The organism is Alteromonas sp. IB21 (assembly GCF_016405965.1).
GTDB lineage: Bacteria > Pseudomonadota > Gammaproteobacteria > Enterobacterales > Alteromonadaceae > Alteromonas.
Genome location: NZ_JAEFCD010000001.1, coordinates 1 through 14,651 on the forward strand (window position 1 = coordinate 1; position 14,651 = coordinate 14,651).

Annotated in this window: 13 protein-coding genes; 9 read left to right on the forward strand and 4 right to left on the reverse strand. The window is 44.1% G+C overall.

Annotated features, from left to right (window positions below):
• Positions 1-67: 67 nt before the first annotated feature.
• Positions 68-355, forward strand: a complete 288-nt coding sequence (locus tag JC525_RS00005; protein ID WP_233094786.1) for a DUF2937 family protein — start codon at positions 68-70, stop codon at positions 353-355.
• Between the two features lie 225 nt (positions 356-580).
• Positions 581-862 (forward strand): hypothetical protein, encoded by a 282-nt coding sequence (locus tag JC525_RS00010; RefSeq protein ID WP_198812736.1) that lies wholly within the window; start codon positions 581-583, stop codon positions 860-862.
• A 60-nt stretch (positions 863-922) separates the two neighbouring features.
• On the opposite strand, the gene JC525_RS00015 is transcribed toward JC525_RS00010, so the two are convergent.
• Positions 923-2,254, reverse strand: a complete 1,332-nt coding sequence (locus tag JC525_RS00015) for a GNAT family N-acetyltransferase/peptidase C39 family protein (protein WP_198812738.1) — start codon at positions 2,252-2,254, stop codon at positions 923-925.
• Entirely contained in the window at positions 2,251-3,738 is a 1,488-nt protein-coding gene (locus tag JC525_RS00020) for a RimK family protein (protein WP_198812740.1), read from the reverse strand. The genes JC525_RS00015 and JC525_RS00020 overlap by 4 nt, the downstream gene beginning before the upstream one ends.
• Positions 3,739-3,989: 251 nt before the next feature.
• Between JC525_RS00020 and JC525_RS00025 the strand changes: the two genes are divergently transcribed.
• The gene (locus tag JC525_RS00025; RefSeq protein ID WP_198812748.1) at positions 3,990-4,958 is read left to right on the forward strand and encodes a calcium/sodium antiporter; all 969 of its coding nucleotides are present in this window, start codon (positions 3,990-3,992) and stop codon (positions 4,956-4,958) included.
• 112 nt (positions 4,959-5,070) lie between these two features.
• On the opposite strand, the gene JC525_RS00030 is transcribed toward JC525_RS00025, so the two are convergent.
• Positions 5,071-5,559 (reverse strand): hypothetical protein, encoded by a 489-nt coding sequence (locus tag JC525_RS00030; RefSeq protein ID WP_198812750.1) that lies wholly within the window; start codon positions 5,557-5,559, stop codon positions 5,071-5,073.
• Positions 5,560-5,947: 388 nt separating this feature from the next.
• On the opposite strand from JC525_RS00030, the gene asnS reads away from it, so the two are divergent.
• Positions 5,948-7,345, forward strand: coding sequence for an asparagine--tRNA ligase (gene asnS, locus JC525_RS00035; protein ID WP_198812758.1), 1,398 nt, complete (start codon positions 5,948-5,950; stop codon positions 7,343-7,345).
• A 111-nt stretch (positions 7,346-7,456) separates the two neighbouring features.
• Here the strand turns inward: asnS and JC525_RS00040 are convergent, their stop codons facing one another.
• Complete coding sequence (locus JC525_RS00040) at positions 7,457-8,413, reverse strand: phage scaffolding protein (RefSeq protein WP_233094787.1); 957 nt, start codon at positions 8,411-8,413, stop codon at positions 7,457-7,459.
• A gap of 220 nt (positions 8,414-8,633) precedes the next feature.
• Here JC525_RS00040 and JC525_RS00045 point away from each other — a divergent pair, with 220 nt between their 5' ends.
• From JC525_RS00045 to JC525_RS00065, 5 genes are all read left to right on the forward strand, one after another.
• Positions 8,634-9,776 (forward strand): paraquat-inducible protein A, encoded by a 1,143-nt coding sequence (locus JC525_RS00045; RefSeq protein WP_198813856.1) that lies wholly within the window; start codon positions 8,634-8,636, stop codon positions 9,774-9,776.
• The gene (gene pqiB / locus JC525_RS00050; RefSeq protein ID WP_198812762.1) at positions 9,773-11,425 is read left to right on the forward strand and encodes an intermembrane transport protein PqiB; all 1,653 of its coding nucleotides are present in this window, start codon (positions 9,773-9,775) and stop codon (positions 11,423-11,425) included. Before JC525_RS00045 ends, pqiB begins: the two co-directional genes overlap by 4 nt.
• Positions 11,426-11,620: 195 nt before the next feature.
• Positions 11,621-12,220, forward strand: a complete 600-nt coding sequence (locus JC525_RS00055; RefSeq protein ID WP_198812764.1) for a PqiC family protein — start codon at positions 11,621-11,623, stop codon at positions 12,218-12,220.
• Positions 12,221-12,246: 26 nt separating this feature from the next.
• Complete coding sequence (locus JC525_RS00060) at positions 12,247-13,374, forward strand: GGDEF domain-containing protein (protein WP_198812766.1); 1,128 nt, start codon at positions 12,247-12,249, stop codon at positions 13,372-13,374.
• Between the two features lie 121 nt (positions 13,375-13,495).
• Complete coding sequence (locus JC525_RS00065) at positions 13,496-14,644, forward strand: efflux RND transporter periplasmic adaptor subunit (protein WP_198812768.1); 1,149 nt, start codon at positions 13,496-13,498, stop codon at positions 14,642-14,644.
• The last annotated feature ends 7 nt before the right edge of the window (positions 14,645-14,651 follow it).

Sequence of the window (14,651 nt, forward strand, 5' to 3'; positions counted from 1 at the left end):
GCGGACTTAGAAAAAGCTGCTTAACTGGGTTGTGTGAATTTGCTTGACCACGTCAGAAAACGCCTCAATGAAAGCGTCTCGCTTCGCGCAGATCACTACCCTTGAACAAGGTATGAGAAAGTTAGAGCACGGACACTATTTTGAACAGCTCGTGTTTATGGCTTCTCCCTCTCAGTATGGAACACTTAATCGCGTTTTAGACAACTTCAGACCATCAGTACCATTAACCCCATCATCTATTGTATTTAGCTTAGTTACCGCTATTTTTATAAATTTACTGATTTGGACACCGCATTTTTGCTATTGCCAAGTTAGGAAAGTAAGAAACAAGCCGAAACGCTATTCTTATAAATAGTATGCACTGTTAATTCCCTAACGCTCCCCGCACAAAGACTTTCGTTTAACACCAAGGCGAATCCTACGCTTCAAAGTTTTTATTGAACATGGCATCAATAATGCAAACTTCCATATAAGAGCAAGAAGTGAAGATTTGCATAGTTGTTTTATTTAAAGCAGCGAACTAAAACTTCATTTATATATCAGTAACTTGCTTGAAAAAATGGTAAAAGGAGAAGTGATTATGCCAACAGATGCTCAATTGTTAATCGGAAAAGTGTTGCAAATTAAAGACAAAATTACAGCCAAACGTCATTGTATTCCAAGCGACTTAAAAGCGGAATGGAATACGTTGGACGCACAAACCGCATGTTTTGAAAGTGGGGCGCTTTATAGAAGTGCAGTGAAAGGTCAGGAGATGAATAAGCACATCGACTATTCAGGTTCAGTAAAAGAACTTTCTCAACTCGTGAATAAGCTTAAAACGCTAAACAACAAGGTAAATGTTACGCAGGTTCACCACTAAGGCCTCTTGACACCTTTGCTATCTTAAGACCTTAGCTAAAACGTAACTTTCGTAATAGGTTTATTTCTTCAATTTAAGGAGGACCAATGTTCTTACTTTACGCGTGCCATAACTGGCAAGTCTTAAAAAATCATCGCGAGCAACCGGAATGTGCTGATACTCAACGGGCTGACCTTCGCTTGCGTCAGGATCATGAAGGTAGTAGCAGTGAGCGTCACAGCTCGTAACTGCTACCCAATGGGGCACTTTCTTTTTATCGAAAGCATATGTGCTAATAAGGCACAAAACAGCACCACCAGATTTTAAAGTTTGGTCAATGATACCGATGCGCCAGTCTGAAATGTCTACAGAGATCCCTTTCACAGCAGCGTCTGCCATAAATTGGGCCTCAACATTTTCTACAATCGCCTTTTTATTAGTATCACGCACGCCGTCTACGAAAAGCGGCACATTTTGATTGATAACAACGTCTGCCCTGTACCCTTCGTTCACTGCCGCAAGTGCCAATCCAACTGGATGGCATCCACCGTGTCCCGACATCATGAAAATTGTTGTCGCCGTTCGCCATAACGACAGTTCTTTTTCCTGTGTCATTTCAAAGTTATTGTCGAGCGCGCACATTGCCATCATTAGTGCTGATGGGCCACAGGTAAAATCCGTAGTTTGCTGATACCAAGGATAAACCTCAGGTTTAACCGATTTACTTGGAACCAATACCTTTTGCATGCGTAATGCGTCAGTGTGATCATCGTAATAATCGGTATACATACCAAATTGGCTAAACCCCAGCTTTTTGTAGAGCGCAATAGCACCAGCGTTACCAACCGCCACTTCCAGGCGCATAAATCGCTTTCCCCGCAAAAGCGCCCGCTCCCCCAAGCTGTTTATTAATTTCTCAGCGATACCCAGTCCTCTCGCCTCTGGAAGCACTGCAATAGAATATAAACGGGTAAGTTGCGTACCACGGCGAAGCAAAAGTAATCCATAGCCGACGATGCTCTGCTCACGACTATCGCTTCCGTGCAGACCTTCTATTGTATTGTGAGTAGTTTGCCCACGTTTTCCGTACTTACTTTCGTCCAGGCCGCTCACCGTAGAAGGACAATCGCGTACGGCTACAATAAGCTCGGCATGTGTTGCCTCTATATAAAATTTAAATCGGCTTTTACTGAGCCTGTCAGTAGTGAAACAGGTTTTCTCAATATGCTGAAGAGAAGGAAGATCTTGCAAGGTGGCAACCCGTAGCTCAATACTTGGCTGTGTTGAGGGCGAGTACGAAATTTCTTGCCCAGCGGTCGATTCATCTTTAGGCAAATTTTCCATCGTCGGATTTTCGCTATTCATTTTATGCACACTGCTCGTTTTACTCACTGCTTCAGCCGATGGAATCATCGCCCTCTTTGCTCCAATCTGTCGGCAAACTCCTGCATAATTAATTCGTACAGCTCTTTGCCTAGATATTTATCTTCAACCCCAGAGTCAATACTTGGGTTGTCGTTCACTTCAATAACATAAACGGCGTTGCCGGTTTGTTTTATGTCTACACCGTACAGACCATCGCCTACTGCCTTTGCTGCTTTAATTGCGGCCTGTAAGACCGGCTTAGGCACTTCAAACGTAGGCATGGTGGCGAACCCACCCGATGAGAATCGATCACCCTGATGGTTATAAATTTGCCAGTGATTACGTACCATAAAATACTGACATGCATAAATCGGTTTGCCGCCTAGCACGCCAATACGCCAATCGAATTCAGTAAAAATATACTCTTGAACCAGCACTAAGGCCGATTCAGCCAACATTTGTTCTAAACGAGTTTTTAACGCTTCTTTATTTTCAGCTTTGTGAACGCCACGCGAAAACGAGCTTTCCGGCAGCTTTAATACCAGCGGTAATCCAAAGTCAGTAATTAATTTATCGCACACTTCATCCGTGGCGCTTGATACGAAGGTCGCTTTTGGCGCTGGTACTTTTTGATAAGCAAACGCATCCTGCAAGTACACCTTATTACAGCAGCGCAAAATTGACTGCGTGTCGTCCATTACCACAATTCCTTCACGCTCGGCGGCTCGAGCCAATCGGTATGTGTGGTGGTCAATCGCTGTGGTTTCACGAATGAACAGTGCGTCGTATTGCCCTAATTCTTCTTGCGACAAGCGGCTTACCACATCTGCGCGAAAGCCCACTTTTTCAGCCGCTTTAACGAAATTTTTAATAGCACGTTCATCACTGGGCGGCGTGCTTTCTTCTGGGTTAACCAAAATCGCCATGTCCCAGCGAGTTCGCTTGCTGGTTTTACCCGCTTTCCATTGAATTTTCGTATGTGCTTCTAGCTGTTCAATAAAACGAGCCTGTTGCTTTGCATCGAGATCTTTAAACGCTTTTGCCTGTACGCTAGCAAACCCTTCTATCTGAACTTTCCCATTGTTTTTAGGGGACATTTTGGTATTAGTTACGGTTGGGCTTAAAACCAAAACGGGGTACGGATATTTTTCAAACGCTTGCCGCGCTAAACGCTTAAAGCGCTGATCTTTCACTTCGCCGAATAGTACTAATAAAGGCTCGTCAGCAATTTCGGTATTTTCTTGCACGACAGAAAGCGAAAAGACAATACGGTCAATACTTTTCTCTTCTGCCATACGTAAATCGTTAATCGTGTTTACAGCGGGCAAAACAGAGTGATTACGAGCTTGAGCTAAAAGCGAACAGTAGTACCCTTCGCTTAAATAGCGCGTGGTATCGCATATGTTGATCACCCGTGTCTTGGGCTCGTTCAGTTTAGGGAATTCAGCAAGGTAATCCTGAAAAGTAAGCACGGTTAAAGCTGTGTTACGAAAAGGAGTAACATCATCAGTAACAATCAAGGTATTGTGCATGTATATCGCTTCTAAAAAGTGTGTGGTTAGTTACAATTAGCTTAGTGTTTGCTTAAATTACAAACACGGTGAAAGTGGCGCTGAGTTTACGCTCAACTTATTTTTTTCAAAGCACAATTAGCACGGCTTTTTTTCATCGTTAAGACAACAAAAACTTATGTGCTAATAAATCTATCGAAACAGCTTTTATTTATTAATTTTGCCTATACATAGAAGTGGGCAAAAAGACACAAATGGTTTAAGGAGTACATATGCTATTAGCCAGCTTGGCTATTTTAATCGGGTTACCGGTTTTACTGTGGAGCGCAGGGAAGTTCGTAGGTGGAGCAGCATCTGTCGCTAACCATTTTGGTTTATCTCCTCTTCTTATTGGTATGTTAATTATTGGATTCGGCACATCGGCTCCGGAAATCATTGTGTCAATCTTTGCCGCCATCCAAGGTAACTCTGGCATTGCGTTAGGTAACGCCTACGGCTCCAACACTGCAAATATTTTGTTGATTCTAGGTTTGACCGCACTCATCAGCCCAATTGCAGTAAAGTCTGAAATCATCAAGAAAGAACTGCCTGTGTTGTTAGGCATTACTTTCTTTGCAGTTTGGCAAATATGGGATCTTAACGTCTCTAAAGACGATGCGTTTTCACTGCTAGGTTTGTTCGTCTTGCTGATTTCATGGAGTATCTACCACGGTATGAAGGGAGATAAAGACGCCCTTGCCGATGAATATGATGAAGAAATTAACAGTAACGAAGGCACGGTTAAAACTCACATAATGTGGTTAATTGCAGGTTTGCTTTTACTTGTGGCAAGTTCTCGTATGCTGGTTTGGGGAGCAGTAGAAGTCGCCACCTTCTTTGGTGTAAGCGACACTATCATAGGTTTGACCGTTATCGCTATCGGTACCTCTTTACCTGAATTGGCTTCATCCTTGATGGCGGTTAAAAAGGGTGAGCACGACCTCGCCATAGGTAACGTGATTGGCTCAAACATGTTTAATACATTAGCGGTGGTTGGTATTGCAGGGACAATTCAGCCCATGGCGGTAGCATCAGACTTCTTGTATCGCGACGCCATGGTGATGTTTGCTTCTTCCGTAGCGCTATTTATTTTCTGTATTGGCATTAAAGGCCAAGGACGCTTAAACCGCTTAGAAGGTGGCGCATTTGTGCTGGCTTATGCAGCCTATACGTATTGGCTTATACAGGCTGCGTTTATTTAACCGTGTTGCATGATTAGGCAATTGGTAAGCGTTTGATAATAGACGACGGCTTGGCCCTTTGGGTCAGGCCGTTTCTGTTTTTATCATTCGATGGACGAAAGTATGTCAGTCTTTACAGCCCTAACGTTGTAGCAAGCGTAATTAAGCTGATAGCGGCGATGCCAAACAAGATAAAAAGATTAACCCCAAAGCTGTCTGAGCGGCGACGGTTTCTTCTTGCGCGCATAATGATGCTTATCAAGGTAACGACCAAACATATCTGCAGCATAATGGTCATGGCTGAAAGGTGAGTTTCAGACCAGGTTGTATCGCCCTCTATTCCCCAATATTGCTGCACGCCACTGATGAAATCAGGTCGGGCATAGTGGAACAGCACCAGCACGACAACCATGCCTACCCAACCAACTATGTTCAGCGTTAGCATCACCTTGTAAAATGGTGTTTGGGAACGAGGTGTAGAACGACGCTCGGCAAGCTCTTCGTAAGTCATCTTACTTTTTTCATTTTCAATATCATTGGAACGATTAGCATCGCGTTGAGAACCGCTTGGTTCTTGTACTCGCTGGGGCACTGACGTGTTTGAATCATTTTTATTTCCCATTTGTCACTCTGTTCTCTGGCATCCCGCTTTTTGTTGGGTATACTAGCGTGCTATTGGATTGTAATTCATTGCTTATTTATCTATCACCATAGCATATTGCGGTCGATATAAAGCATGTCGCGATTGGTAAGCTATTCAACTTTCGACAGGTATTTCGCGAAAGTATTTTGCATCGCTGAAGACTGTTCAAAATTCGCGAGCGTTTTTTTGGCAGATTAGCAGCGCTACAGATTATAAGTTTTTATCGGCATCACAATCCAAAACATTGACTAATAAACCAATTTATATGCATTTCATCATTTAAGCGTAAATGAGTGAATGCACAAGGTTGTTGGGCACGGCTCAATAGCAAGAAACTGCATAAAATCAGTAAGACGGAGAAATTAACATGACGCATGCGCCCGTAGTTGACGTACTTAAAGGTAAGTACGCCGTTGGCGAATCGGTAACCGTAAAGGGTTGGGTAAGAACACGCCGTGACTCTAAAGCGGGGTTATCTTTTATTGCACTACACGACGGTAGTTGCTTTGATCCTGTTCAAGTTATTGCGCTTAATTCTCTGTCAAATTACGCCGATATACAGCGCCTAACAGCAGGTTGCTCTTTGTCGGTAACCGGCACAGTGAAAGAGTCGCAAGGTCAAGGCCAGGCACTAGAAATTGATGCTACCGAGGTGGAAATTGTCGGTTTGGTGGAAAACCCTGACACCTACCCAATGGCAGCAAAACGCCACAGCATTGAGTATCTTCGTGAGTATGCTCATCTTCGCCCCCGCACTAACGTGATTGGTGCGGTAACGCGCGTTCGCAACTGTTTATCTCAGGCTATTCACCGCTTTTTCCACGAGAGAGGCTACTTTTGGATCTCTACGCCAATTTTAACGGCTAGCGACACAGAAGGTGCGGGTGAAATGTTCCGCGTATCGACTCTTGATATGATGAACCTTCCGCTAGATGACAAAGGTAACGTTGATTATTCAGAAGATTTCTTCGGTAAAGAAACCTACCTAACGGTATCAGGTCAGCTTAACGTTGAAACATACTGTACTGCTATGTCTAAGGTATACACCTTCGGACCTACATTCCGCGCTGAAAACTCAAATACCTCTCGTCACCTCGCTGAGTTCTGGATGATTGAGCCTGAAGTGGCATTTGCTGAACTAAAAGATGTCGCGCAGCTTGCTGAAGACATGCTGAAATATGTGTGTAAAGCGGTGCTAGAAGAGCTGCCTGATGACATGGCGTTCTTTGCGCAGCGCATTAAGAAAGATGCCATTGAGCGTTTAGAGAAGTTGGTAAGCTCTGACTTTGTTCGCATGGACTACACTGACGCTATCGAAATTCTGCAAAACTGTGGTAAAGAATTCGAATTCCCTGTTGAATGGGGCATCGATTTATCTTCTGAACATGAGCGTTACCTTGCCGAAGAGCATGTTGGCGCACCAATCATCATGCAGAACTATCCGAAGGATATTAAAGCCTTCTACATGCGCATTAACGATGACGGTAAAACCGTTGCAGCAATGGACGTGCTAGCGCCAGGCATCGGTGAAATCATTGGTGGTTCACAGCGTGAAGAGCGCCTAGACGTTTTCGATGCACGCCTTGACGAAATGGGCCTATCGAAAGAAGACTACGCTTGGTATCGCGACCTTCGCCGCTACGGCACTGTACCTCACTCTGGTTTCGGCCTTGGTTTTGAACGCCTTGTGGCATACGTAACCGGCATGCAAAACGTACGTGACGTTATTCCATTCCCACGTACACCGGGCAACGCTAGCTTCTAAGTCAGTCTAAAACGTTAAGCTAATACGATCTCGTGAATATAAAAGCCTGCTCACACGCACAGTTAGCAGGCTTTTTTAATGCTAAAACAGCATAAAAATAGAATTTTTGTGTTACGGAGTAATAGTTACTCCAACAGCAGCCGAACGACATGGCTCTACCGAATAAATGTAACCGTCCTCTGCCTCAGTAGATTGTACTATTTGCAAAATCTCATAGTCATTGAGTTCAATCACCCGAGTTCCTTCAGGATGAGCGCACCGTGAACGAGAATCAGCCTCAAATTCATAGATAAAACTGGCCAGCGCTTGGCGCTGTGTTTTTTTGTAGTTAATACTTTTTTCTTTTGCATCATTTAACAGCGTCGTTAAGTCTTTTTCTAATTCAGAGACTTCTTCTGTCTGTTTTTCTATTAACTGTGTTTCATTACTTTCAAGCTGCTGTTTAGTCGTATCCTCAACGGTAATGAGAGGGTTGGCGCTTTCACTATTGAATTCAGAGAGTAATCCCACCTGCCCTGCTACAACGCCAAGTTGCAGTGCCACGCCTAGCGTCCAAACAAAGCGCGCTACGGCGGTAGATAAAACAAAACGATAGCCGGGTTTGTGCCATAGCCTTTGTACACCAAAAGGTTTTAGCAGCAATAAGAAAAACAAGTAAACAAAAATTAACAGCATGCCGCCAACGAGCGCCATCAACGTGGTAACAAAGAACCAACTGGGCACCATTAGTATAAGGGCGAAATTGTGGCTATAGGGTAATGCGCTTGCAGAAACGCCGGTTATGCTGTTAACCAGACCGCTAGCGGAGGCGAGCGCAAAGTTCCCGATGATTGCATAAATGAACAAGATCAGCGCTTTTCCAGGTAAGCTGTTCCAAAGCACCATGAACCTTGGCCACGTCTCGCTAACAATACCTGCAAGGGCAAAACCAAACATAATGGCTTCAAACAGCCTACTTTCGATACTCAAAAGCAGTTGCAACACAAGCATGCTGGTTGCCAGAAAATAGCAACGCTGGGCGAAAGTGATGCTCAACCAAAAGCGCGTAAAGCCAATACGCCTTTTCAAAAACAGACGCCTTCCTCGATTTTTTACTTTTTCATACACACTGCGGATTTCGTGTTTTATTTCCATGATTTAATTGTCAATAATTATTGTGATCTTCCAAAAACGACTGGCTTTACTTCCCGACGTGCTCGCAATGCGCTATCCTGTTGATTCTAAAAAATCAACAGGTTATATCTATTGGCCGCTTTTTAGCAAACTAAAAGTAGCGCGCGAAAACCTTATGGCTGAATCTAATACGTTATCTATAGTTTGTGAGCAATGCCATACCCAAGTGCACATACCTGCCCTAGCACACAGGCAACGGGCCGTGTGCCCCGTATGCAATCACACGTTGTTATCTCACCGTAATGGCGCTAGCGAAAACTTGCTAGCCTATACCACCAGCGCCCTTATTTTTTTACTGCTCTCACTGCCGTTTAACTTTCTCACGTTTAAAGCAAGTGGGCAAAAACACAGTATTGACTTACCGACCGGCATTACCGTACTTATTGAACACGATTACTTATCGCTTGCCATTATCACTAGTTTAGCGACACTTCTTTTACCGGGTATGGTGTTAGCAGGAATGCTGCTACTATCTCTCGCTCACGTTCAAAATCGCCGGCCGTTTTATTTACCTAGGTTGCTACAGTTAGTGAAAGCCCTATTGCCTTGGAGTATGGCTGAAATTTTTCTTGTCGGAACATTAGTTAGCCTCATCAAAATTACTGAGCTTGCAGATGTCTCTATAGGACTGTCATTTTATGCATTCATCGGTTTTTCAGCTTTCACAGCACTATGCATATCTCAGTTTGATGCCACCCGCTATGCAATGTGGCTTTCACAAGGCGTGCCACCACAGCCTAAGCCCTTATGTGAAGCACAGGCCAAGGTGAGCATTCAGCGCACGTGGGCTCTATTGCTTACTGCCTGCATTTTATATATCCCTGCCAACCTGCTTCCAATTATGTATACTGAATTTTTTGGACAGGAAACACCTAATACGATCATCGGTGGGGTCATCTCGCTGTGGGAGTCCGGCTCATACCCCGTTGCCATTATTATTCTAATAGCCAGTGTCATCGTACCTGTGGCAAAGATTATTATTCTTGCTTGGCTTAACTTTTCCGTTCAGCGAGAGAAAACCACATCGAAACAATTACGTATACGTTATTACCGCATCACCGAAGCTATAGGTCGCTGGTCGATGATAGACGTTTTTGTTGTGGCAGTGCTGGTGTCTCTTATTCAAATGGGTAACACCATGTCTATTTATCCCGGCCAAGCGGCACTCGCCTTTTGTGCCGTAGTATTTGTAACAATGATAGCCGCGATGACGTTTGACTCTAGGCTAATTTGGCAGCAATGGAAGCAATTATCATGACCGCTAACGATCCGAATATAAACGAAGCAAAGGTGAAACCAACCTCGTCAGTCTCTCGCATTTGGATTATTCCTATTTTGGTTATCATTATTGGCGGCTGGATGGTGTATTACCAGTGGAAGAATCAAGGCCCGCTTATAACGATTGAACTGCAATCTGCTACGGGAATTGAAATAAATAAAACGCCGATAAAAGTGCGTGATTTGGATATTGGTCAGGTAAAAAAGATAACGCTGAAACCTGACTTAAACGGTGTACTTGTGACGGCCAGAATTGATGCCAGTGCGGCTCATCTTCTCAACGAAAATGCGAAATTCTGGGTTGTTGCTCCACGTATTAGTTTTTCAGAAGTATCAGGGCTTAACACCCTATTATCTGGCAGTTACATTGCCATGTCGGCAAACGACAAAGGCAAAGAACAGCTAAAATTTACTGCGCTTGAGCGGCCGCCCGTAACCCCGCCAGGCACGCCTGGCCTTCACGTCATGCTAAAAAGTGACGACGAGTTTGCCTATAAACCCGGCGACCCCATCATTTATAAAGGCTTTAAGGTCGGCGAGTTTGAAGACGCGACCTTCAACATTGAAGAGCGTGTTGTGTATTACGATGCCTTTATTGAAGCGCCTTATCATAAGCTAATTACCAACACGACCCGCTTTTGGGACGTCAGTGGCGTAAAGCTGCTACTTGAATCTAACGGAGTGAGTGTAGAAACAGGAAGCTTAGAAACACTGCTTGCAAACGGGATTACATTTGGCATTCCAGAAGGCGTACCTACAGGCGAGCAGGTGTTGGATAACGCGTTCTTTACCATTTATGGAGACAGCGCCTCTGCCTCAGACGCCCGTTATAAGGTGGCGGCCGAGTACTTGTTACTTATCGACGAAAGTGTTCGCGGTCTTACCGTAGGCGCACCTGTTGAATACCGTGGCATTGAAATTGGTAACGTCACAGCAATAAATTCTTTTCCAGCAGTTGAAGGAAACATTCTTGAGCGCGATTACCCCATTCCTGTTCTCATCAATATTTATCCCGGAAAAGCACGACAGCCCGATACGGAAGAAGGCCTCAGCGCCATTAAGCAAACCATTAGAAATTGGCTTAACAGAGATCTTCGGGCTTCCTTACGCATGGGTAACATACTCACAGGTGGCTTGTATGTGGATTTACAACACGTTCCTGATGCGGGTAGCAGTGGCAAAATTGACGTAATCAATGGCTATGAAGTGATTCCAACCGTGAGCAATGAATTCACACAGCTAACGCAAAAAGCCGACGCAATACTCGACAAAATTAACCAGCTTCCACTCAAAGAAATGGTCGAAAACGTCCAGCTAGCGGTTGAAGACATGCGCCTTGCTGCTGAGTCTGTAGAGACGGCAAGTGATGATTTTGATGTTCTTATCGCTGATATTGATGCAAAAGCGCTAAACAGTAACCTTAACCAAGTACTTGTTAGCCTTGATGGACTACTCAAAAACTACAGTGAAGGTGGCTTCAACCAATCAGAGATTAAAGAGACGGTGGATACGCTCCAAGAAACGATGAGAACTATGCAGCCACTACTATTGAAACTTAATCAATCGCCTAGTAGCTTAATTTTCTCACAGGATAGCGAAGCAGATGTTCAGCCTAAAGCTAAAAATTAGAGATGGGCGTTTTAGCAATTTTGAAACTTTCTACAACTTACTGGGCACGAAAAGTGTTTGAAAATCATACACAGTTACTGATTTTCGCGATACGCGCATATTTTATTTGCGCTATAGTCTAATGTAAAAGCGTGTGAATACAGTGTAAATTATTACAATTACATCCGCCCATCAAGGATGAAGGATTCAAATCGAATGATAGAGCAGTTTATAACGGGCCTGGCAATTTTAAGAAACAAAGCTTTACAAATCAGCGCCTTAATAGTTTTATTTCTATTAATGCAGGCATGCACTTCGGCGCCTACTTCACTTAACTATTATTTACTCCATTCAACCGATAGCATGCCCTTGACGCAAAGTGGTGCTAACCGGACCATTGTTTTAGATAAAATTACCCTTCCTGATTATTTAAAGCATAGAGGGTTAGTGCATCAAACGAGTGACACTAATTTGCACATTTCAACTCGTCATTTGTGGGCTGAGCCAGTGGAAGAAGGGCTGACAAAAGTGCTTGCAAGCGCATTAGCCGATAATCAAATTTCACTCTATCGCGGGGACCAGTATCCCAATGAAGAGTCAATGCACATCACTTTACATATCAGCGATTTTATTAGTACCTACGAGGGCGAGGTTGTATTCTCTGGTCAATATACGATTAGTAGCGCAGCAGAAGACGGTTCTATTCATTCCTTTAAATTTAGCGCGTCGCTAGAAAATGACGGATTTCCATCCAGTATTAAAGCCATGAGAAATACCATAATGCAATTGGCTCAACACGTTGAACAGAATTTTTAGATCCCTACATTTTAGACCCTACAGTTATGTTTAGTGCTTTAAAGCAATATGTATTTAGCGGCGTAAGTCGTCACTACAAAGACGAAACCAATAGACGGATCATGGTTGTCAACTTGTTCGCAGCTGTGGGAATGTCTATTACTTTTCTGCTTGGTTGTCGCGCTTTCTTTGCGGCGGAATATCCGCTTTCAACCACCCTGTTCACTGCCAGCGTTGTATTCGCCATATCCCAGCGATTACAGGTACGTGTTGCGACGGCACGTGCGCGCACTGCGTCCATAACCTTGTTAATTATCTGCCTAATGGTGCTCACGTTACTGTTACTCATAACGGGTGGCAAAGATAATACCGGGCCTTTATGGATATACCTGGTACCTCCTGTCACTATGTTTTTCGCAGGGTTCATCCGTGGATTACTTTCACTTATCGCATTTACGCTAGTGAGCGCGCTACTCTTGTTCGGCTTTGACGAAGCAATACTGTTCACGCAATATACCTATGCGTTTAAAACGCGTTTGCTCTATTCGTTTATGACGGTCTCCTTTTTATCTGCTTTTTACGAATACAGCCGTCAAAAAAGCTACGATACTGCGCTATATTTAAGCGAGCAGTTTGAGCGCCAGGCAAAGCACGATCACCTTACTCAGTTATTAAACAGACGCGGTGCACAGCAGTGTCTCGAACGCGAGTATGCCAGAATTGTGCGTAACAAAAGTAAGTTTTCAATCGCCATCGCCGATATTGACCGTTTTAAAAGTATTAATGACTCGTTGGGTCACGAACAGGGCGATGAGGTACTGGTGCAGATATCCAACGTGTTCACCTCTCGCCTTCGCGCGCAAGACATTATTGCTCGGTGGGGCGGTGAAGAATTTATGTTTATCTTTAATGATACTGATGAGACGGGTGCGGTCGAGGCGCTTGACCAAATTAGAGAAACATTAAATCAAGCGCCCCTCAATATTAACGGTCATGAATTTTATGTAACAAGTAGCTTTGGCGTAAGTGAAGTGACGCCGGATATCGATATATCCTATGCTATTAGACGTGCTGACAAAGCGCTATACCATGCAAAGGATAATGGTAGAGACCAGGTTTGTGCCATTTCGACTATTAGCCCACCTCCCCATTCTGAGCATCGGACTTCGTCTTAACGCTTCACCTCATTTAATCTTTACACTAACTTGACTTACGTTTCGTTACATTTGCGCTGTATTCATGAAACACTTTAGCGATACACTATAAGAAGTATTCGCTTTAAAAGTAGACTTAGCTATGAAATGGATGAAAGTTGCATTGCCTATTGGTGTTTTATTAGTTGGCTATATGGGTATGAAAGGCATCGAAGCCTCAGCGACTGACTCTGCTATCACAGAGGAGGTAGACACCCGCCCCACTGTAACCATTGAGACTTTATCGCCAGAAAATGTGCATGTTCAGTTAACATCCTATGGTGAGATAACGCCGCTTGAAACCACCAACCTTGCAGCTCAAGTATCAGGTGAAGTTCAGCGATGGAACCCCAAGTTCGTGAGCGGCGGATTGGTGAGACGCGGCGAAACACTTTTTGAAATAGAAGCAGATGCCTATGAAGCTGCGCTTTTGATGGCCGAAGCCAATCTTGCTAGCGCGCAGGCCCAGTTAATTCAAGAGCAAGCGCAAGCCGACGTAGCAGCGAAGGAAGCGAAAACGATGCCCAATGCGCGGGTTACTGATCTTTACCTTCGCAAACCTCAAGTAATGAGCGCAAAGGCAGCGCTTAAATCCGCAGAAGCGCAACTTAAAATCGCTAAGCGCGACCTTGAAAATTGTAAGGTGAAAGCGCCGTATGATGCGTTAGTGGTAAGTAGAAATATCAGTACCGGCGACTACGTAACGCAGGGTACACCCGTCGCGGTTATCAACAATATTGAGTACGCAGAAGTCACCTTCCCAATAGCTGGCTTCGACCGCGTTTTCTTAGCTGATAATACCGTAGGCAGCGAAATCGTTATTGAAGTAGACGATATTCAAGGAGCTACTGTTAAGGGCACAATTCACAGAGATACGGGTGTGGTAGACAGTACGACCCGTATGAGTTATTTCGTGGCTCGTATTGAGGATCCATACGCAATTAACTCATCAAAACCCATCATAAAGTTTGGCTCATACAGCACGATTGCATTCGAAGGCAAGACGCTTAGTGATGTATACCGTGTACCTCAAGAGCTCATAACAAATCGCTTACTTTGGACGCTTGATGATGAAGACAGACTTAAATCACAAAAAGTAAAGGTTGTTCGGGAAGAGAACGGTGACTTTCTTATTCAGGGTGATTTTAACGCGAGTAAAGTCGTCATGAGTCTCCCCGAGTACCCACAGAACGGAATGCCGGTGAAGGTGATCGAGACCACTGACGAACTTGTGACGGCTAAGGCAAACTAAGGAGCTG

Coding starts and splice junctions, on each gene's coding strand:
- JC525_RS00005 (WP_233094786.1), top strand. CDS start 68: ATGAAAGCGTCTCGCTTCGCGCAGATCACTACCCTTGAACAAGGTATG.
- JC525_RS00010 (WP_198812736.1), top strand. CDS start 581: ATGCCAACAGATGCTCAATTGTTAATCGGAAAAGTGTTGCAAATTAAA.
- JC525_RS00015 (WP_198812738.1), bottom strand. CDS start 2,254: ATGATTCCATCGGCTGAAGCAGTGAGTAAAACGAGCAGTGTGCATAAA.
- JC525_RS00020 (WP_198812740.1), bottom strand. CDS start 3,738: ATGCACAATACCTTGATTGTTACTGATGATGTTACTCCTTTTCGTAAC.
- JC525_RS00025 (WP_198812748.1), top strand. CDS start 3,990: ATGCTATTAGCCAGCTTGGCTATTTTAATCGGGTTACCGGTTTTACTG.
- JC525_RS00030 (WP_198812750.1), bottom strand. CDS start 5,559: ATGGGAAATAAAAATGATTCAAACACGTCAGTGCCCCAGCGAGTACAA.
- asnS (WP_198812758.1), top strand. CDS start 5,948: ATGACGCATGCGCCCGTAGTTGACGTACTTAAAGGTAAGTACGCCGTT.
- JC525_RS00045 (WP_198813856.1), top strand. CDS start 8,634: ATGGCTGAATCTAATACGTTATCTATAGTTTGTGAGCAATGCCATACC.
- pqiB (WP_198812762.1), top strand. CDS start 9,773: ATGACCGCTAACGATCCGAATATAAACGAAGCAAAGGTGAAACCAACC.
- JC525_RS00055 (WP_198812764.1), top strand. CDS start 11,621: ATGATAGAGCAGTTTATAACGGGCCTGGCAATTTTAAGAAACAAAGCT.
- JC525_RS00060 (WP_198812766.1), top strand. CDS start 12,247: ATGTTTAGTGCTTTAAAGCAATATGTATTTAGCGGCGTAAGTCGTCAC.
- JC525_RS00065 (WP_198812768.1), top strand. CDS start 13,496: ATGAAATGGATGAAAGTTGCATTGCCTATTGGTGTTTTATTAGTTGGC.